At 38.7% G+C, this 22,187-nt stretch carries 13 protein-coding genes; all 13 read left to right on the top strand.

All coding sequences use genetic code 11. The features are described from left to right. The first annotated feature begins 158 nt into the window (after positions 1 to 158). Complete coding sequence (odhB, locus tag ACTXGJ_RS07080) at positions 159 to 1,430, top strand: 2-oxoglutarate dehydrogenase complex dihydrolipoyllysine-residue succinyltransferase (RefSeq protein ID WP_439242276.1); 1,272 nt, start codon at positions 159 to 161, stop codon at positions 1,428 to 1,430. A 273-nt stretch (positions 1,431 to 1,703) separates the two neighbouring features. Further along, positions 1,704 to 3,155 (top strand): dihydrolipoyl dehydrogenase, encoded by a 1,452-nt coding sequence (lpdA, locus tag ACTXGJ_RS07075; RefSeq protein ID WP_443565500.1) that lies wholly within the window; start codon positions 1,704 to 1,706, stop codon positions 3,153 to 3,155. A 251-nt stretch (positions 3,156 to 3,406) separates the two neighbouring features. Further along, on the top strand, positions 3,407 to 4,573 hold the full coding sequence (sucC, locus tag ACTXGJ_RS07070) for an ADP-forming succinate--CoA ligase subunit beta (protein ID WP_443565499.1): 1,167 nt from the start codon (positions 3,407 to 3,409) through the stop codon (positions 4,571 to 4,573). Between the two features lie 148 nt (positions 4,574 to 4,721). Further along, entirely contained in the window at positions 4,722 to 5,597 is an 876-nt protein-coding gene (gene sucD / locus ACTXGJ_RS07065) for a succinate--CoA ligase subunit alpha (protein ID WP_443565498.1), read from the top strand. A 360-nt stretch (positions 5,598 to 5,957) separates the two neighbouring features. Next, positions 5,958 to 7,109, top strand: a complete 1,152-nt coding sequence (gene wecB / locus ACTXGJ_RS07060; protein WP_443565497.1) for a non-hydrolyzing UDP-N-acetylglucosamine 2-epimerase — start codon at positions 5,958 to 5,960, stop codon at positions 7,107 to 7,109. A gap of 30 nt (positions 7,110 to 7,139) precedes the next feature. Further along, a complete protein-coding gene (wecC, locus tag ACTXGJ_RS07055) occupies positions 7,140 to 8,381 on the top strand; it encodes a UDP-N-acetyl-D-mannosamine dehydrogenase (protein ID WP_443565496.1) in 1,242 nt (413 codons plus the stop codon). 101 nt (positions 8,382 to 8,482) lie between these two features. After that, on the top strand, positions 8,483 to 12,199 hold the full coding sequence (locus ACTXGJ_RS07050) for a glycosyltransferase family protein (RefSeq protein WP_443565495.1): 3,717 nt from the start codon (positions 8,483 to 8,485) through the stop codon (positions 12,197 to 12,199). An 89-nt stretch (positions 12,200 to 12,288) separates the two neighbouring features. Next, the gene (locus tag ACTXGJ_RS07045; protein ID WP_443565494.1) at positions 12,289 to 13,788 is read left to right on the top strand and encodes a hypothetical protein; all 1,500 of its coding nucleotides are present in this window, start codon (positions 12,289 to 12,291) and stop codon (positions 13,786 to 13,788) included. 21 nt (positions 13,789 to 13,809) lie between these two features. Beyond that, complete coding sequence (locus ACTXGJ_RS07040; RefSeq protein ID WP_443565493.1) at positions 13,810 to 14,529, top strand: DUF6270 domain-containing protein; 720 nt, start codon at positions 13,810 to 13,812, stop codon at positions 14,527 to 14,529. A gap of 65 nt (positions 14,530 to 14,594) precedes the next feature. Next, positions 14,595 to 17,960 (top strand): glycosyltransferase family protein, encoded by a 3,366-nt coding sequence (locus ACTXGJ_RS07035; RefSeq protein WP_443565492.1) that lies wholly within the window; start codon positions 14,595 to 14,597, stop codon positions 17,958 to 17,960. 397 nt (positions 17,961 to 18,357) lie between these two features. Continuing rightward, positions 18,358 to 20,100, top strand: a complete 1,743-nt coding sequence (locus ACTXGJ_RS07030) for a discoidin domain-containing protein (protein ID WP_443565491.1) — start codon at positions 18,358 to 18,360, stop codon at positions 20,098 to 20,100. Positions 20,101 to 20,102: 2 nt separating this feature from the next. Next, positions 20,103 to 21,218 carry a GDP-mannose 4,6-dehydratase gene (gmd, locus tag ACTXGJ_RS07025; RefSeq protein WP_443565490.1) on the top strand — a complete coding sequence of 372 codons (1,116 nt, stop codon included), beginning with the start codon at positions 20,103 to 20,105 and terminating at the stop codon, positions 21,216 to 21,218. Positions 21,219 to 21,223: 5 nt separating this feature from the next. Further along, a complete protein-coding gene (fcl, locus tag ACTXGJ_RS07020; RefSeq protein WP_443565489.1) occupies positions 21,224 to 22,183 on the top strand; it encodes a GDP-L-fucose synthase in 960 nt (319 codons plus the stop codon). Positions 22,184 to 22,187 lie beyond the last annotated feature (4 nt).

Genomic DNA, 22,187 nt, shown 5'->3' with positions numbered 1-22,187 from the left:
AAAAAGATCGAATAAGCAGGTGGTAGCAGTCAGTGTATTATGAATTTAAGAGAAGTATTGAAACAAAGCACTTAAATAAATAATGCTAATCAAATCACTTGGCTGCTTACCGCAATTTCATAATAAATAGTATTTATCCCAATCTAAGGAGTATATCGATGGCTGAGATTAAAGCCCCTGTGTTTCCAGAATCGGTAGCTGATGGCACAATCGTTGAGTGGCACGTTACTGAAGGTCAACAAGTCAACCGTGATGATATTTTAGCGGAGATCGAAACGGACAAAGTCGTATTAGAAGTGGTTGCCCCTGATGATGGCGTCGTTACCAAAATCATTAAGCAAGTCGATGATACGGTTGAGTCAGACGATCTGATCGCTGAGTTTGAAGCTGGCGCTAGCGGCAGTACCGATAGTGGTAGTGATGATAGCGGCAATCAGGATGCGGAAGCTCCAGCCGTCGATCCAAACCAACCTGCTGCCCCCGTACAGAAAAAACAAGCAGCCGATGGCGGTGAGCCAGTACAAGCGACGGATAAGAAAGAAGACGATCATAAAGATCAAAGCCCAGCGGTGCGTAAAGCGGCTAAAGAGTCTGGCGTTGATCCGAAGAATGTTGAAGGCAGTGGTCGTGATGGTCGCGTTACCAAATCTGATATGGCTAGTCCTAAACTCAAAGCCGACAGCAGCATCAAAAACGATAAAGGCACGCCAGTCGCTGAATCTACTGGTGAGCGTAGCGAAAAACGCGTGCCGATGACGCGTCTGCGTAAGCGTGTCGCTGAACGTCTACTCTCTGCAACGCAAGAAACAGCAATGCTGACCACGTTTAACGAAGTCAACATGAAGCCGCTGATGGATATGCGTACAAAGTACAAAGATCAATTTGAGAAGCGTCATGGTGTGCGTCTAGGCTTTATGTCGTTATTCGTTAAAGCAGCGACTGAAGCATTGAAACGCTTTCCAGCGGTTAACGCCTCACTTGATGGCGATGATATCGTTTATCATGGTTTTTATGATATCGGTGTTGCCGTATCGTCAGATCGCGGCTTAGTGGTACCAGTACTACGTGATACCGATCAGATGAGCATGGCGGATGTCGAGAGTAAAATCCGTGAGCTCGGCGGTAAAGCGCAAGACGGTAAGCTCGGTCTTGATGAAATGACAGGCGGTACTTTCACTATCTCTAACGGTGGTGTCTTTGGCTCGCTGATGTCAACGCCTATTTTGAACCCACCACAAACCGCTATCTTAGGAATGCATGCGATCAACGATCGCCCTATGGCTGTCGATGGTAAAGTTGAGATTCTACCAATGATGTACTTAGCGCTATCTTATGATCACCGCATGATCGATGGTAAAGAAGCGGTACAGTTCTTGGTTACGCTCAAGGATCTCGTCGAAGACCCAACCATGCTGTTATTAGACCTATAAGCTTCTAAGCTTGTATTGGCAATCGCTAATACAAGCTTTTTACCTTTATGCCAATAAGCGTTCTGTCTTGTCTACTGTTTAAAACAATAAACTTCACCTTAAAACTCTCGCTATTCATTTTAGATGAACCATCCTGCCAAGATAGTGTATTAACGATATATCTTGAGTTTGATGCATTATGAATCCATTAAAATAAGTAGCGCTGCAAGCGAGAATAGCGTCAACAGCATAGAGCCAAACTAAATTTTATGATAAGAATATTAGGAAACTACTATGAAAGATAATTATGATCTAGTCGTTATCGGCGGCGGACCTGGTGGTTACGAAGCGGCTATTCGTGCCGGACAATTGGGTATGAGCGTCGCTTGTATCGAAAAGCGCGTCTATAAAGGCGAGCCGGCTCTCGGCGGTACTTGCTTAAACGTCGGCTGTATCCCTTCAAAAGCTCTGCTCGATACCTCACACCGTTATGAAGCCACTAAGCATGACCTTGACGAGCATGGTATCAGCACCGGCGATGTCGGCATCAATGTCGAGAAGATGATTGAGCGTAAAGAAGGTATCGTCAAGCAATTAACCGGCGGTGTTGCAGCACTACTCAAAGGCAATGGTGTCGACTGGCTACAAGGCTGGGGCACGCTAGTTGACGGTAAAGGCGCTGACAAGCAAGTTAAATTCGTCGCGCTAGAAGATGAAGCGGAAAGCACCATTACCGCGAAGAACGTCATCTTGGCCTCAGGTTCTGTCCCTATCGATATCCCTGTTGCCAAAGTAGATCATGAGCATATCGTTGACTCGACTGGCGCACTTGATTTCACTGAGACGCCGAAGCGTTTGGGTGTCATTGGCGCAGGCGTTATTGGTCTTGAGCTGGGTTCAGTATGGCGTCGTCTTGGCGCAGAAGTTGTGGTCTATGAAGCGCTGCCTGAATTTTTGGCTGCTGCTGATAAAGATATCGCCAAAGAAGCGCGTAAGATGTTTAAAAAACAAGGCTTAGATATCCGCGTCGATACTAAAGTCACTAATGCTGAAGTCAAAGATGGTCAAGTCGTCGTCACTAGCGAAAACAAAGGCGAAGCCTCAGATGAAAGCTTCGATAAATTAATCGTGTGTGTTGGTCGCCGCGCTTATGCTGAGAAGCTACTTGGCGATGACAGCGGTGTGCAATTAACCGAGCGCGGTCTTATCGATGTCGATGATCAGTGCAAAACCAATCTCGATGGCGTCTACGCTATCGGCGATCTAGTCCGTGGCCCTATGCTGGCGCATAAGGCGATGGAAGAGGGCATGATGGCGGTTGAGCGTATCCATGGCGAAAAAGCGCAAGTCAACTATGACACTATCATCAATGTCATCTATACTCATCCAGAAATCGCTTGGGTCGGTATGACTGAGCAAGAAGCCGCTGATGCTGGCTACGAGGTCAAAACCGGCTCATTCAATCTAGCCGCTAACGGCCGTGCTCTTGCGCAAAGCGAAGCGCAAGGCTCGATCAAAGTGGTTGCCGATGCCAAGACTGACCGTTTACTCGGTATGCATGCTATCTCTGCTGGCGCAGGCGACATCGTTCATCAAGGCATGATCGCGATGGAGTTTGTCTCTAGTATCGAGGACTTGCAGCTGATGACCTTTGCGCATCCGACTATCTCAGAAGCGGTACATGAAGCTGCCTTATCTGCTGACGGCCGTGCTATTCACGCCATTCAGCGCAAAAAACGTAAATAGTGTCAGTGCAGCTTTGTCTTTAGTTGGTCATCACTTAATGCTAGAGAAGATGGCAACTAAAGCGCCAATAGCTGCCAAACTGTCAGGCTAATGCGCTGTTACGCGGACAATCCTAAGCGTATAATTCACTATTTTTGGCGATAGTGGTATCTATCACTATCGCTAATGTTAAACGTCCTAGCTACATTTAGCGCGTTTGTTTGACTATTTATTATCACTTTTTCAATTGAAAAAAATAAAGGATACAATCAATGAATTTACATGAGTATCAAGCCAAAGAGCTTCTAAAAAGTTACGGCCTACCGATCCAAGAAGGTATCGTCGCTCATAGCGGTGACGAAGCGGCGGCGGCCTTTGATAAAACCCCAACCGATATCGCGGTTATCAAAGCGCAGGTTCATGCCGGCGGCCGTGGTAAAGCTGGCGGGGTAAAACTCGTTAAGACACGTGAAGAAGCCAAGCAAGTGGCTGAAGAGCTTATCGGCACCAACTTAGTGACGTTTCAGACTGACGCCGATGGCCAACCGGTCAACTTCGTACTAGTCGCCGAAGACATGTACCCGGTACAAACGGAGCTCTATCTAGGCGCAGTCGTCGATCGCTCTACTCGCCGCGTGACCTTTATGGCTTCAACCGAAGGCGGCGTGGATATCGAAGAAGTAGCTAATGAGACTCCTGAGAAAATATTCAAAGTCACTGTTGATCCGTTAGTTGGTTTAATGCCGTATCAAGCGCGCGACGTGGCGTTTCAGCTAGGTCTAGAAGGCAAACAGATCAATCAGTTCGTAAAAATTATGACTGGCGCTTATCATGCTTTTGTTGATAATGACTTTGCGCTATTAGAAGTGAACCCATTAGCGGTTCGCGAAAACGGCGAGATCGTCTGCGTCGATGGCAAAATCGGTATCGATTCAAACGCGCTGTTCCGCCTGCCAAAGATCGCCGCACTACAAGACAAAACGCAAGAGAACGAGCGTGAGCTAAAAGCCGCTGAGTTCGATCTCAACTATGTCGCCCTAGAAGGTAACATCGGTTGTATGGTCAACGGTGCCGGTCTTGCGATGGCGACGATGGATATCATCAAGCTCTATGGCGGCAAGCCTGCTAACTTCTTAGACGTGGGCGGCGGCGCGACCAAAGATCGCGTGGTTGAAGCGTTCAAAATCATTCTAGAAGACAGCAGCGTTGAGGGTGTACTAATCAATATCTTCGGCGGTATCGTGCGCTGTGACATGATCGCCGAAGCAATTATCGCCGCGGTCAAAGAAGTCGATGTACAAGTACCTGTTGTCGTACGCCTAGAGGGTAACAACGCTGAGAAAGGTATCGAGCTTCTAGAGCAGTCTGATGTCAAAATCATCTCCGCTCAAGGCCTAGCAGGCGCTGCGCAAAAAATCGTCGATGCGGTCAAAGCCTAAACTTTAAGCTAAGATTAAATCATTAGGCGTTAATTACAGGCTATACACAGTAGCGTTCACCCGTAATAGCTGCCGCTAGCTTACTTATTTAAGTCAGCCTGCCGCTATTACAACCCGCTATTAGACAACCGAATACAAGGATAAAATAATGAGTGTATTAATTGATAAAGATACCAAAGTATTGGTACAGGGTTTCACCGGAAAAAACGGTACCTTCCACTCTGAGCAAGCGATCGAATACGGCACCAAAGTCGTCGGCGGTGTGACGCCAGGTAAAGGCGGACAAACGCATTTAGGCTTGCCAGTGTTTAACACTATGGCAGAGGCTATGGAAGCTACGCAAGCTGATGCTTCGGTCATCTATGTACCTGCGCCATTCGTACTAGATTCTATCGTCGAGGCAGTCGATGCAGGCGTCAAGCTGATCATCGTCATCACTGAAGGCGTACCGACTATCGATATGCTAAAAGCCAAGCGCTATATCGAAGAAGCTGGCAATGTACGTATGGTCGGTCCTAACTGCCCAGGCGTCATCACCCCAGGCGAGTGCAAAATCGGTATCATGCCAGGTCACATCCATCTACCAGGCAAAGTGGGCATCATCTCGCGCTCTGGTACGCTCACCTATGAAGCGGTCGCGCAAACGACGAAGCTTGGCTTCGGTCAGTCAACGTGTATCGGTATCGGTGGCGATCCAATTCCAGGGATGAACCAGATCGATGCGTTAAAACTGTTCCAGGACGATCCACAAACTGAGGCTATCGTACTGATCGGTGAGATCGGTGGTACCGCTGAAGAAGAAGCCGCCGCTTATATCAAAGACAACGTTACCAAACCTGTCGTCGGTTATATCGCTGGTGTCACTGCGCCTGCTGGTAAGCGTATGGGTCACGCGGGTGCGATCATCTCTGGTGGTCAAGGTACGGCTGAGGAGAAGTTCAAAGCCTTTGAAGATGCGGGCATCGCCTATACTCGCGACCCTTCTAAGATTGGTGATAAGCTGAAGGAAGTGACGGGTTGGTAGTCGAGGTATTCCCGAAAGTAAATAAAGGGTTAAGAATCAACTACTAAAGTCATGTTGAGAAATTAGAGAGACACCCCTATAATGGGGTGTTTTTTTATGTTAAAAAATTGCTATGAGAAGCGAGGTGCTGGTCATTGGTTGAGATACGTATAAGGCTTCTTTATTTGCAGTACTAAAAAAGCTGCTAAAGCATCAATTTTTTGATTAGTCATTTTCGCTGATAATCGTATAACACGGGAATATTCTTAAAAATAATATATACCAGAGTATTTATGATTGGCAAAGCAATAATCTTTAGGGTTATCAAGTCGCACTATAATTCACTTTTAAAGAACAGGTTTACATCAACAAGAGATCTCTATGATAAAAGTATTAAGCATATTTGGCACCCGTCCCGAAGCCATCAAAATGGCACCAGTCGTCAAAGCGTTAGAAGCTAATCCTAATATTAAGTCATTAGTTTGTGTAACTGCTCAGCACCGTGAGATGCTAGATCAAGTACTGTCGTTGTTTGAGATTACCCCTGATTATGATTTAGATATTATGAAATCAGGCCAGAGTTTGACTCAAGCGAGCTCAAGAATGCTCCTGGCTCTAGAGCCCATTCTTGAAGAGTCTCAGCCAGACTTAGTATTAGTGCATGGCGATACTTCGACCACACTTTGCGGCGCTCAAGCAGCATTTTATCAGCAGATCCCTATTGGTCATGTAGAATCAGGACTTCGTACTTACAATATTTATTCTCCTTGGCCAGAAGAAGCCAATAGACAGCTCACTAGTATCATCACTAAATTGCACTTTTCACCCACAAAAAGAGCGGCTCAGAATTTATATGATGAGCATAATAACCCCGAATTTATCTATGTCACTGGTAATACTGTTGTCGATGCGCTATTAAATGTCAAAGATAAGCTAGAAGCCAATGAACAATTACGAAATGATCTACAACAACAGTTTTCTGAATTAGACTTCACCAAACGCCGTGTATTAATTACAGGTCATCGCCGAGAAAACTTTGGTAATGGTTTTGAATCTATCTGTCAGGCTATCAAGGATCTAGCACAGAAGTACCCTGATCATGAATTTGTTTATCCTGTACACCTCAATCCTAACGTAAAAGAGCCAGTAGAACGTCTATTATATAATTTAGATAACGTTAAGCTTATTCAACCACAAGACTACTTACCTTTTGTTTATCTAATGAGTACCAGTCATATTATTCTCACGGACTCAGGTGGTATCCAAGAAGAAGCGCCCTCTCTTGGTATTCCAGTACTTGTTATGCGTAGTACTACTGAGCGTCAAGAAGCCGTAGAGGCAGGTACAGTGAAGTTAGTGGGTACGCATCACGCTACTATCGTGGCTGAGGTTAGTAATTTAATAGAGAATGAAGCTATTTATGCAAAAATGAGTGAGGCACATAACCCATATGGCGATGGTCAAGCTTCACAACGCATAACAGAGACTATTGTTAATTTTTTCGAACAGAAAAAAGCTTCAGAGACAATTTAACCAACTATATATAGAGTAATTGAGATAAAAATGAAGAATATTTGTGTGTTCGGCCTAGGGTATATTGGTTTGCCAACCGCAGCAATGTTTGCTCACCATGGCGCCAACGTTGTCGGCGTTGATGTCAATCAACATGCGGTTGATACGATTAATCAAGGTAAAATTCATATCGTTGAGCCTGGCCTTGAAGCGATAGTCAAACAAGCAGTAGACAAAGGTAATCTCAAAGCTAGCCTCACTCCTGAGCATTCGGATGCTTATCTCATTGCGGTACCTACCCCCTTTAAAGGTGATGACCATACGCCTGACTTATCTTATATTCAGGCCGTTAGTGAAGCTCTAGCACCGCTATTAGAAAAAGGGGATGTGGTGATCCTAGAATCAACCTCGCCAGTAGGAGCTACCGAAAAAATGGTGGCTTGGCTCTCTGAAGCGCGCCCTGATTTAACCTTCCCTAAGTATCACGAGCCAGATAATGAAGCGGATATCTTTGTGGCTTATTGCCCCGAGCGCGTGTTACCGGGTAAGGTAGTCGAAGAGCTTATCTCAAATGACCGTATCATCGGTGGTATGACCAAAGAATCGACCAAAAAAGCACAAGAAGTCTATCGTATCTTTGTAGAAGGGGAGCTACTAGCAACCAACTCGCGTACGGCTGAAATGGCAAAACTGACTGAAAACGCTTCTCGCGATGTGAGTATTGCTTTTGCCAATGAGTTGTCTGTCATTTCTGATAAGCTCGATATCAATGTATGGGAGCTAATTGAGCTTGCCAATCATCATCCACGTGTCAATATATTGCAGCCTGGCGCTGGTGTGGGAGGGCACTGTATCGCTGTTGATCCATGGTTCATTGTTAACCAAAACCCAGAAGAAGCCAAGATTATCCGTGCCGCTCGTGAGATCAATGATAACAAGCCTAATTGGGTCATTGGAAAAATAAACGCTGAAGTAGATAAGGTAAAAGAACAAGGTGTTGAGAAGCCGACAGTTGCGTTACTAGGTCTAGCTTTTAAACCTAATATTGATGATTTACGTGAAAGTCCTGCCGTTCATATTGCTAGAGAAATGTTAGATATTGACTCGGCAAAGATCTTGCTGGTTGAGCCTAATATTAGTGAACTGCCTAAGAGCTTAACAGCTGGAGACCTAGTTGAGTTGGGTTCAGCGTTAGAACATGCAGATATCATGATTATTTTGGTGGCGCATGATGAATTTAAGCAATTAGAGTTTTCTAATAAAAACGTCATAAGCTTTGTGACTAACCGTTAAGTTCTAACCTGGCTATGAGAACGATAGTGATCGTTTCCTCATAGTCGGGCTTATCCTTACTGTTCATTCTTGAATGTCTACTTAATTTATCGTGGTGCTCTATGAAAAATAAGCTTTTTAAAATGCTGTCTAAAAACACTAACGAATTTAGTGAAGCAGAGCTGAAAGAGATTAGTAAGCTCGTAGAGCAGTATGGAGGTTCTATAGATGAGCTGAAATATTATATACGGTCACTTGAGTTAGAGAGTGAAAAAAACCGTCTTAATAAATCGTCTGAAAAAAATACGATTTCTTATCAGTTGGGAAAATCGTTAATAGATATTGCCAATAGAAAAACAAATATTAAGATGCTTAGCAAAGAGCTGTATGCTATTTATGCTGATGCACTCAGTAGAAAAAATAAAGATCTAAAAAACGCTAAGCTGTTTCATAAGATTATTATATTACTGAATGAACAGAAGCAAAAAGAGTTACATGACTTAGCAAGAGTGAATAACGTCAGTAAACATGGTATTAAAAAACCAGCTAAAAAAGTAAAAGTCAAAAAAATAAGTAATGAGCATATAGATAAAGCTGCTTTACAAAGCGCCTTCTCAGAAAAAAACATCAAAATCGCAGCCATCATGGATGAGTTTACCTCACTGTGCTTCGATCCTGAAGCAGATATATTTCATGTCACACCAGAGAACTGGCAGTCAGAAATACTAGAGTTTAAGCCAGATGTCTTATTCATTGAGTCAGCATGGTTAGGAAAAGATGGTCTATGGCAGACTAAGATTAGCCATCAATCAATAGAGCTGATTAATTTAATAAAGTTTTGCGATGAAAACAATATTAGAAGTGTTTTTTGGAGCAAAGAAGACCCAGTACATTTTGGAACTTTTTTGGGAGTAGCTGAGCTAGTCGATATCGTGTTTACAACAGATATAGACTGTATTCAAAAATATAAAGAACATCTAGGCCACGATAGAGTCTATTTGTTATGCTTTGCAGCTCAGCCAACCGTTCATAACCCTATTGAGGTTTATGAGCGTCAAGACAAATTTAACTTTGCTGGATCCTATTATCTAAAATATCCTATTCGGCAGCGTGATTTTGGCGTTTTGTCGAAAGTTGCACAAGACTATAAAGGCTTGGATATCTTTGACCGCAACTTTAATAAGCCACATCCACACTATGAGTTCCCTGAAAGTTATCAGTCAATGATAATAGGTACTTTGCAGCCGTCTGAAATAGATAAAGCATATAAAGGTTATGTATACGGTATTAATATAAACACTATCAAACAATCACAGACCATGTTTGCTAGAAGAGTGTTTGAGATGCTGGCCTCTAATACCATCATAATAAGTAACTACTCACGAGGAGTAAGGTTGCTGTTTGGTGACTTAGTGATTTGTTCAGATGAAGCGGCTGAGCTGTCTAGACAGCTAAAAAAGTTCACTGAGCAACTTTTAATTCAGAAAAAATATAAGCTTCAAGGTCTTAGAAAGGTTCTAAGCCATCATACTTATCAGCATCGGTTGCAATACGTCTTAGAAAAATCATTTGAGACGAATTTAAATTCTGCTAAAGCACCTGTCTTAGTGGTTGCCCATATCCATCATCATGATGAACTAGAAAGTATCGTTAAGAGTTTTAATGCTCAAGCGTATTTAGAAAAAGAACTGTTTATCCTAAGCGATTTAGAGTTGGCTGACGTCATTGAAAAGAACATCACTATCTATAGTACTGAATCTGAATTAGCCGAAGCTATTGAGGCATATCAACAAGATGCCTACGTAGCCGTGTTTGATGCAAAGGACAGTTATGGACGTTACTACTTATATGATCTAGTACAAAGCCTAACCTACCTAGGTCATGACGATGAAACTCCTATTGTAGCTATTACCAAAGACAGTTACTTTGAAAACGTCAATGACAAAGCTGAACTGGTACAAAACAAAGAGTATCAACAAGTAGATAGCTTTAGACTTTCTAGAAGTATAGTAACGGTAGACACATTTGAAAAAGAAGTCTTAGATAATGATAGGTTTGAGATTATCAATAGTTTAGAGGTGGAAGCTAAGTCTTTCGCTATTGATTGCTTTAGTTATATCATGAATGGGGCTAGCTTAAGCGATGAAGAGACCCAGAAAGTGCATGGTAATTTAGTCCTAGATGAAGGCGTTGATTTCGAAAATAGGCTGCTACCCGTTTCAGAGTCTATAACGGTTAGCCTTGATATGGCTAATGACTTAGCGATATATCAAGATACGGGTGCTTTTGTTTTTTCAGCTGATGACATAGATGCTCAGCTCATCAGGCCGCAAAGTAAGCAAATACTTGTCACAAAAGAAGGCTCAAAGGTAGACATTACTTCTACTCTTCCCACTGATAAATTTGCTTATATCTATTTTAAAACAATATACAACAGGGCAGATATTAATCTACAGCTAAACACTCAATTTATCGTGAATGCAGATACCAATATGGATACGCGTTCGGTATTCGTATTCTTAGATGAGCATAAAAACAAGCTATCACATCATATAGCAGAGGTCTCTCACAGCCACACTATGGCTATCCCTCCAGACTGTAAATATATTCAGGTTGGATTTAAGATTACTGGTAGGGGTCGGTCACTTATCGAGTCTATAAATATTGGCGAAAAGCGAGAAGCAGTCAATGATTTCGTTGGTAAGAGCGATACGTTAGTATTAGCAAAGCAATATCCCTCTTATGATGATTTATATAAGTATGGCTTCTTACACAGTAGGTTAAGAGCTTATAAGGCGAATAATCATATTTTAGACATGTTTAGAGTGACCAATGATGTTTCATCACTTGGTTTCAGAGAGTTTGAGAGTATCGATGTGTTTTCAGGAGAGCATCGACAGTTAGCAGCGACACTGTCATCAGGACAATACAAAAACCTATTCGTTCATATCTTAGATAGTACGATGTGGAGTGCAGTTAATGATTTTGTAGATAGTATTAATATGTGTGTTTGGGTGCACGGCTCAGAGGCGCAAACCTGGCAAAGCAGAGAATACGAGCTAGAAGGTCTCTCTGTTCAGGAAATAGAACGTAAAAAGAAATTGAGTGATAACCGCAAAACTTTTTGGCAAAACCTTATTAAAGATTTTGGTGAAAAAATAACACTGATTTTTGTTTCGAATTACTCTAAACAAGAGTTTATTGAAAATATATGTGATGGCAAAGAAACGTTTCATTCAAAAGTAATTCATAATTTTGTAGATGCTAATATTTTTCCGTATCAAGAAAAGCCCTTAAATAGTCGGCATAAGATATTATCTATTAGACCTTTTAGTAGCAAAACCTATGCTAATGATTTAACAGTAAAGACTATTTTGGAGCTTAGTAAATATCCTGAGTTTGAGAAACTATCTTTTACTATTGTAGGGGATGGAGATCTATTCAAAGAACTAACCAAACCAATTGCACACTTTAGTAATGTTAATTTACAACAGAAATTTGTGAAACAAGATGAAATAGCTCACTTGCATAGGGAGCACGGTATATTTTTAATTCCAACTCGTATGGATAGTCAAGGTGTATCAAGAGGAGAGGCTATGGCCTCTGGCTTGGTTCCAGTGACAAATAAAGTCGCTGCTATCCCAGAGTTTGTAGATGATGCTAGTGGTGTCTTAGTGGGGGGTGAAGACTATATTGGTATGGCCAACCGTATCATTGAGCTTATAAATAATCCAGTTGAGTTCTCCAAACTCTCTAGAGCAGCTAGTGAACGTGCTCAAATACAGTGTGGTTTTGGTAATACTATAGCTAAAGAAATAGATATGATTAAAAAAATCTAATTTTATTTTTCATTGAGTAAGAATTCTGGGTTTTAGTATTAAAAATATTTGAACCTTTAAACATGGAATAAAAGTAATTAGGATACGAGATGGATTTTAAAAATGAATATTTTTCATACTCAGTAAAAATATTTGATTTAGGTGTTAAGTTGTCATATACGTCGAATCTCGAGGATCATGAGGTTGCAACATATCTGTTTATAGTAAAAAATAATGAAAATATTTTATTAGAAAAAATATGGTATCAGAAAAATATTCAAGATAAAGAAATTTCTTTAGAGTCTGGAAAATATTTTTTTGTTTTTTATATAAGGAAAAAAGGTGAGAAAAAGTATTTATTAAGCAGGAAGTCAGAATTTATTAACGTGAAATTACTTTCTAGCTTTATAAAATATTTTTTTAATCCAAAGACTACAGATAAGGTTTTAAGGAGGTTAGTTGATCAGAATCTTAATGATATTGACTTTGGTCATGTTAGATCTGCTAAACATGGCTCAGTGAAAGTTTCAGAAGATTTTTATAGTACGCTTTGTCAATCGTGTTTGAATATTCTTTCAGAAAATCCAAGAATTGATAGAAGTAGGTCATTCTTACTCAATTGTATTTTTTATATGGCCGACTCTAGTTTCTTGTCAGGAAATAAGTACAAACTAATATTATTTCTAATAAACAGTGCATCTATTTCTTCAGAAAAAGATATTTTGTTTTGGTACGGGTTAATGATGTATAAGATGGAAGAGTACTCCGTTGCTGAGCAAACCTTTGAGAAGCTAGTAAGTTTCAAAGAACAATTATCTTATCATCAGACTGGATCTTTATCTTATCTATCTGACACCAAAAATTTTTTAGATAAGGATTTTAATGATGTTAAAATAAATTATATTTATAAAAAAACATCTAAAAAAACTCAAGGATGTATATTAATATCGTGTGACTTTGGATACTTTTCAGCATACTTAAAAAGTATCTTGCATGCTTTCGATGAAAGGTTAATTGTTCATCTACATCTTATTTTGCCTGACAATGTTGAAGAGTTGAATTTAAGTAAAATATCTGAAAAATATGAAAATATATTCGTAAGTTATGAATTTGTTGAAAAGACTATAGGGAATGTTAGAACTTACTATAGTGTTTCCCGATACTTAATTTTACCAGAGATACTGAATAGATATAAGTTACCTACCATTGTAGCAGATGCGGATTTAGACTTCTTAAATATAGATCTTATATCTGTAGTTACTAGCGTAGGTGATAATGAATTTGCTTTGAATATTAAGGATAATGACCTACCTTGGCTGAAAGTTACTGCAGGTTTCAATGTATTTGGTAAAAATACTGGAGATGCAGACTTTTTTAATGTAATGATAAAATATATTAGATTTTGTTTAGAGACTGGTAAAGATGGTTGGATGTTAGATCAAACTGTTTTAGGTCAGTGTTTATATTTCTATAGTATAGGTTTGATAAAAACTAGTTCTGATTTTGAAATAAATAGACTTCAGTTAGAAAAGACAGTTAGACAAGTAACTAATAGAGCCAAGAAGAGAGTTGAAGCTAAGCAGGCTCTACTGACTTTAAATTATCACTAGCATTTTTGATTGGAGATTGTAATGAGAGCTAAGATTTATGGAGGCTGCGTTTCTCGAGATATCTTGAATTTCGATGAAGCTGAGTTGATAAAGCTGGTGAGCTATAATGCCAGATCTTCTTTAGCAACACTTGGATCAAACAATGCTGCAAAAAATATTTCAAAGAAGCACTATGACTCACTCTTGAATATAGAGTCAAAGTTTCAGCGTCGCATGGTTGAGTCCGATTTTAATAATCAGATACTAGAGTCAGCAGGTAAGGGTGATTATGATTTACTGCTAATAGACTTTTTGGTGGATAGATTTCACTTAGCTGAAATAGAGGGCAAGTTAGTGACTCGTTCAGTAGAGTTTTTACGTTCAGGAATTAAGCCAGATAGAGTTGTAAATACATTTTCAGATCAGTATCTAAAGCTATGGAAGGAAGGTGTAGATAATCTATTTAATACGGTTAATAATACAGTAGGTTTGGAAGCTATAAGGATTAATAAGGTCTACTGGACAAGTGTAGCGACTAATCCACAAGATAGTATGATGTTAAATGAGAAGTGGGATATTGAAAAAAATAATGCAAAGCTTGATGCTATGTATGAATACGTAGAAAATATCCTACCTTCATCAAGCATTATTGAGGTTGATAAAAACTTACTAGTAGCAGATTCAGACCATAAGTGGGGACTGTCCCCCTTCCATTTTACCGATGATTATTATAGAAGAATGGTAAAGATCTTCAACGCTTGATAACTGTCTACTAATAGTTATAAACAAAGTTTTCCAAATATTCTTATACTGTCGAGAAGTTTGAAATGAAATCACAAAAGATATCAGCGAATCCCCTTACTATGTACAAAACCAGAAATAGAGTAGATAAGAAGGCTAAGATAATTAAGACACCACATTTTCATCTCATTGAAAAGCTTGAGTTACCATTAGAGGATCCAATCTGGTGTCCAACGACTGTGAAGGCAGGCCAGAGTATCAGCATTAAGGGGATGGTCGAATATCTAAATATTGCCCCTGCCATTGACCGTAAAGCAGTACTGCTAATCAGAGCCTATGATGATGCTGGTAACGAAGTAGAGATCCAGCTTGATAAAATGTTTAGGTCAGAAGCCTTTGGTGCATACTTCATATATCTACCATCTACGCAAAGCAAAGTGACAGAGCTATATACATTTGTCGTACCTGAAGGGGTAACGACGATTCACTTTGGGTTCAGTAAGTTTCTATGTTCAGATAATGAGCAAGTAGTAGTAAGTGACCTTACTATTTATCCTCAAGCAGTGGCTCAATTATCTAAAATAATTGAAACAGCAAGCAATCATGTGATAGAAAAACTAGAGTTGCCATTAGAAGATCCAGTCTGGTATCCAACGACTGTTAAGCCAGGTCAGAGTATCAGCATCAAGGCGAGAGTCGACTATCTAAACATTGCTCCTGCAATCGACCGTAAAGCAGTATTACTGATCAGAGCTTATGACGAGTCTGGTGAAGAGGTCAATGTCCAGCTTGACAAAACGTTTAGGTCAGAAGCCTTTGGTGCATACTTCATATATCTACCATCTACGCAAAATGAAGTGACAGAGCTATATACATTCGTCGTACCTGAAGATGTATCGATGATTCACTTTGGCTTTAGCAGGTTTCTATGTGCAGATAATGAGCAAGTAGTAGTAAGTGATCTTACTATTTATCCTCAAGCAGTGGTTCAATCTCCTAGAAGTACTGATCTCCTTCGCACTCATTATGTAGAAAAATTAGAGCTGCCGTTAGAAAAGGAAGAGCCGATATGGTATCCGACCTTAGTTCAGTCGGGACAGGTTATAAGCATCAAGGCTTTAGTGGATTATTTAAACATTGATCTCACTAATAACCGGAAAGCGGTACTATTGATCAGAAGTTACGATGAAACTGGTAACGAAGTTGATGTCCAGCTTGATAAAACCTTTAAATCGGAAGCCTTTGGTGCATACTTCATATATCTACCATCCACGCAAAGCGAAGTGACAGACCTATATACATTCGTCGTACCTGAAGGTATATCGACGATTCACTTTGGTTTTACCAGATTTTTGTGTTCAGATGATGAGCAGGTATTAGTAAGTAACCTTACTATTCAACCCCAAGCCGTAATGGTTAATGATGATATAGCAGCCATAATCAAAGCACAAGATGAATATCAGGAAGCGTATGAAAAACTTGTCAAGTTCAGAGAAAGCATTGAAACTGAGATCAATAGATTTTTAGAAGAAATTAAGTCAGTTTCGGAGTTGAATTTAGTTACAAGCACTCTACTCCATAACACTAAGGGTATAATTCATACTGCTAATACACGAATAGTGGATAAAAAAAATAAAGAATTAAAGGATAAAGGTTTTGAAAAAAATGAACCCAGAAGAAAGTATGTAGATATTGAAAATAACTTCCCTCGTATTAGCTATGACTATGGTAGTAAGTTATGGCCTAAAAAGGCGAAAGATGTAAAACTCATATCGGTTTTAGATGAGATATCAGAGGTTTCTTGGTCTGAAGAGTTTCAATTAAGTAGATTGAATAGAAATAAGTTTATCGAGCAGATACAAATAGCTTTTTCTAATGGTCTATTTTTAGAGAGCTGTTGGAAGGGAAATCAAGGAGAATGGGAATATGCCTTTACTTCTCCAGGATTGAAGCATCAGAATGCTCGTGATTTGCTGAAAGCTATTGATCTATCGAAGGCAAAAGGTATACCAGTATTATTTTGGAATAAAGAAGATCCTATGCACTACGAGAAGTTTTTACCAATAGCTGAAAAGTGTGATATTGTTTTTACTACAGATGTTAATAAAATAGAAGACTATAAAAAAGATTTGGGCCATGATAGAGTTTTTGTCTTGCCTTTCGCAGCTAACCCTTATGTTTGTAATCCTCAGGGAAGGTATCTCTATACAGAAGAAAACTTATGCTTCGCAGGATCTTATTATTCAGTTGGCCATGATCATCGAAAACAGCAGATGGATGAATTACTTCCATGTTTATTAGAGTGTAATGGTGTTATATATGATCGTATGTCCAAGCTTAATAACGAAAGGTATTTATTTCCAAAGCAGTATCAAAGTATTGTTAGAGATAGTGTAAGTTTTAAGGAGATGACAGCACTTTATAAGCATTTCAAAATTTTCCTAAACATAAATACTATAACCGACTCTCCTACAATGATGTCAAGAAGGGTATATGAGCTTTTAGCTTGTGGTACCCCAGTAATTTCTACACCATCTTTAGCGTTAGAAAAACAGTTTCCAGGTATTGTACAGATCGCCAATGATGCTGATGAAGCTAAAGTCATAGTTGAAGATCTATTGAGTAATCCTTTGAAGTATGCTCGTTTAGCGCATCTAGGATATAGAGAGGTAATGCTCAAGCATACTTATGAAAATCGGTCTAGGATTATTGAAAAAGCTATGAATATTAAAGTGAATAATAAATCTTCGCTAGTTTCTATAATAATCTGTACGTGTAGAAGTAATCTTATTAGTAGAATAGTAGAAAATGTTAGTAGACAAAACCATGATAATATTGAACTTATATTTGTGTTGCAAGATTATACCAAACAAGAAAAGTCTACGTTGAAAGAGCTCATAAACGCTAAAGCTAAAAATATTAAAAAAGTGGAGTATCTTGAAATAAATGATAAGAGTGTATCGTTGGGTATGAGACTAAATAAAGCATTCGACATATCCAAAGGTAACTATATAGCAAAAATGGATGATGATGATTTTTACTTCGAGAACTACTTAACAGATATGCTAATACCATTTAAATTTGGGGATTATGCTCTCGTAGGTAAGAAAGAAGTATTCATGTATCTTGAAGCTGAAGATAAAGTTATTAGAAGATATCCTAATCAAAAACATCAGAATACAGGTTTTGTTGCTGGTCCAACTCTTGTAATTAAAAGAGAGGTTCTAGAAAGCATAAAATTTGAAGATAGGAATACTGGTGAAGATAGTAGCTTAATTAAAAATATACTAGATAAAGGTTTAAAAATATATTCCTCTGATCCCTTTAACTTTATACAGTTCAGAGGTAAGAACCATAAACACACGTGGAAAATAACAGAAGCAGAAATTCTGTCTGGTAAGCAAACTGAAGTTGTTTACGACTACTATTGTGAAGATTTTATTAGATTCTAAAAGATAGTTTTCTAACTGAGTATAGTAAATTCGCTATAAAAACGATACAGTGAGACTGGTATAAATTTTTTGCAGCCTCTGTCAGCGTAGACACAGCAAGCAAGAAAAATTTATGCCAGTAGCACGTGGCTATTAACGTATCGCTTTTATGTCGAAATTACTATAGTAGACTTTTCTGTTGATAATTACGCTCAGCTATTTAATTTTAAGATTTACTAAAAGGGTTGTTAATATGATTATGCTTCCTATTAAGCATTAGTTTTCTTGCTTTGAAGTTCGTAACTAAGACTGTGATATATTTTAATTTTGACGATTTTCAGGTTCTAAAAGTATGGAAATTAGCATAAAAATATAGTCTTGAGTTTTATAATTTGAGAAAATAAATCAAGGTTGTTTTATGAAGTTAGTTAATATCGCATTTTTCGGAAAAGGTACACAAAGCTCTCGATCTAAATGGTCCAAACCTAATGAGTCTCAATTAGTATTAGCTAACAATGATTTTGAGTTTGCTCTCCATACTCAAAAGGAAAAAAATGCATGGTATCAAGTGGATTTTCCTTTCGATTTAAAATGCTATAAAATAGCTATCCATAATAGGAGGAATTCTAAATTCTACTTTAGAAACAAAAATATTAAAGTTTTCACTTCTTTAGATGGAATAATCTGGAATGTTGTTTATGAAGGAAATGATACATTTGGATTTAATGAGAACTCCTTAGTTATAGAGTTTAAAATAGGTCATGTTTTTAAATATTTGAAAGTAATTAATAATGATGATTACTTACACCTGTCACGATTGGAGGTTTTTGTAAACAAGGAAGATAATAAGGAAGTTACTCTAATATCTCATCGTAAAGATGGATTGACTCAAAGGTTAATAGGCATAATGAATACAATAGCAGTATCTAGATATTGCGGCTTTAAATTTAAGTTTACCTGGCCTTTATTAAATGAAGATTTTCATGATGTTAAATCAGTTGAGGAGACATTCAGTAAGGACTTTATTGAGGATTTCTATCTAGATTCAGTAAAATTAAACAGAGGTTATAAGTTTATTAAATATGGAGATATTTTTTCTACACCAGATGCGAATAAGATTATAAAGAAGCCCGTTAACTATTTAGAGGCTTATGAAAAAATAAGTTTTACACCTCAAATTGAGGATGTATTAGTAAAAGCTCAAGAAGTTAACTTATCTAATTCCTCCATAGCTATACATTTAAGAGCGGGAGATATTATTTATGGCTATCACAGACGCTCACAAGCTTGTATAAATAAAGTATTACAATATCCTTTCATTATAGATATTTTAGAAAAGAATAAGGATAAATATGTTGTATTAGTAGGTCAAGATGACAAGCTTATGGATTATTTGAAAGAGAGATATGACAATGTAATACTGCCTAAGAGTTTTTATTTACCAGAGTTTAGCTCTATACAAAAAATATTCTTTGATGTAGAAATTCTGTCGAGATGTAATAAAATATTTGGTGGAAGTAGTGGGCCTGTACTGTTCGCATCAAAAATTGGTAATAATGAAGTTGTTAATTTACATGAAACTCTTAATAAAGAACAAAAGATAAAAGTTTTGAAAAAACACTTACCTTTTAATTTAAGCGAAGTCCCTTTTGGCTTTAAAGACAAGCAGATAGCATATGCATGTTCTGCATATCTATATTACGGATTTAATACTGAAAGTATTGAAGATTTAATAAGGGTTAATGACTTAGCCATGCATTTTGATCCTGACCTAAAACTATATAATTTGTTTGACTTGTTTTTAACATATAGGTTTAGAGCACCGGAATTTGCAGAAAGAAATGTAAGAAAATATATAGAAAAATATGGAAGCGTTGAAAACCCTATACTATGGTTTAATTTCTTGTATAGTAAAGAGTCTCCAGTTTTTAATAGTGTATCTACTCAGGTTGGCTATCTAAATGACTTACTGGCTCGAGTTGAAAGATTTAATAATTTACCTTATGCAAATTTTCTCTTAGGTATGTCTTTTTACAACTTACAACAATTTGAGAGGGCAAATAAATATTTCGAAGTTTACCTCAAAGAAGTGGTCCCCTTAGAGGCTTCAAAAGTGGTTGAAGGTTTCTTAAATAATATTAGCTTAAAAAGTAAGGTTTAGAAATGAGAAAAGCATTAATTACCGGTGTTACTGGTCAAGATGGTAGCTATCTAGCTGAGTTTTTACTTGAAAAAGGTTATGAGGTGCATGGTATTAAGCGCCGTGCCTCATCTTTTAACACGCAGCGAGTAGATCATATTTACCAAGACCCTCATGAAAGAAATAAAAACTTCCATCTGCATTACGGTGATCTGACTGACTCTTCTAATTTAACACGTATACTTTCAGAAGTTGAGCCTGATGAGGTTTATAACCTTGGAGCTCAGAGTCATGTAGCGGTGAGCTTTGAATCGCCAGAATATACTGCTGATGTAGACGCTACTGGTACACTGCGTTTACTAGAAGCCATTCGCTTTTTGGGACTAGAGAAAAAGACTAAATTCTATCAAGCCAGCACTTCTGAGCTTTATGGCTTAGTTCAAGAAGTACCTCAAAGTGAGACAACACCTTTTCATCCACGTTCGCCTTATGCAGTAGCGAAAATTTATGCCTACTGGATTACCGTCAACTATCGTGAAGCTTATGGTATGTACGCTTGTAATGGTATTTTGTTTAATCATGAGTCTCCACGTCGCGGTGAAACCTTTGTCACCCGCAAGATTACTCGTGGACTGGCTAACATCGCTCAAGGCTTGGATAGCTGTCTATACATGGGTAACATTGATGCTTTACGTGACTGGGGACATGCTAAAGACTATGTACGCATGCAGTGGATGATGCTACAGCAAGATGTTGCAGAAGACTTCGTCATCGCAACGGGTGTGCAGCATAGCGTAAGAGAGTTTATCAACTGGTCAGCAGCAGAGCTTGGTATTACCTTACGGTTTGAAGGTGAAGGCGTCGATGAAGTTGGTATTGTCACTGAGATCACAGGTGACAATGCACCAGCCGTTAATGTAGGCGATGTAATTTTAAGGATTGATCCAAGATACTTCCGCCCCGCTGAAGTAGAGACCTTGCTTGGCGATCCAAGTAAAGCTAAGAAAAAGCTTGGCTGGACCCCAGAGATTACCGTACAAGAAATGTGTGCAGAAATGGTACAAGAAGACCTAAAAGCCGCTAAGCGTCATGCTTTATTAAAAGAGCATGGTTACGATGTAGCTGTAACTATAGAGTAATTATCATGAAAAGAGTATTTGTCGCAGGACACAAAGGCATGGTAGGTTCAGCCATCACCAGACAACTATCACTAAGTAATGGTGTTGAAATCATTACTTGTGGTAGAGGCGAGGTTGACCTTGTCAATCAATCACAAGTGCTGGATTTTTTTCAGAACAATAAAATAGATGAGGTATATCTAGCAGCTGCGAAAGTAGGTGGAATTCAAGCAAATAATAATTATCCAGCTGACTTTATTTATGAAAACCTGATGATTGAAGCCAATATTATTCATGCGGCGCACCTAAATGATGTGCAAAAGTTACTGTTTTTGGGTTCAAGCTGTATCTATCCTAAACTTGCTGATCAACCGATGCAAGAGACGGCATTATTAACAGGCACATTAGAAGAAACAAATGAGCCCTATGCAATCGCTAAAATAGCAGGAATTAAGCTTTGTGAGAGCTATAATCGACAGTATGAACGCGATTATCGAAGCGTTATGCCGACCAATTTATACGGTGTTAATGATAATTTCCATCCAGATAATAGCCATGTTATCCCAGCTTTATTGAGGCGTTTCCATGAAGCGAAACTTAACCAACTGCCTGAAGTCATCGCTTGGGGTACTGGGCAAGCGATGCGAGAGTTTTTATATGTCGATGATATGGCAGCTGCTAGTATTTTCGTCATGAATTTGGATAAAAAAACTTATGACAAACATACAGAACCGATGTTAAGTCATATTAATATCGGGACAGGCGTTGACTGCACGATTAAAGAGTTAACAGAGACTATTGCTAAGGTCGTAGGGTATACGGGTGATATTGTGTGGGATAGCTCAAAACCCGATGGTACACCTCGCAAACTGATGGATGTCAACCGATTAAAGTCACTAGGGTGGCAATATAGCATCGATTTAGAGCAAGGACTTAAGCAGACTTACGACTGGTTCTTAGATAATCAAGAAAGCTTTAGAAAATAATGAT

Source organism: Psychrobacter sp. 1Y11 (assembly GCF_052259045.1).
Lineage (GTDB): Bacteria > Pseudomonadota > Gammaproteobacteria > Pseudomonadales > Moraxellaceae > Psychrobacter.
Note: the sequence above shows the minus strand (reverse complement) of the source record. Positions and strands in the feature narration are given on the sequence as shown.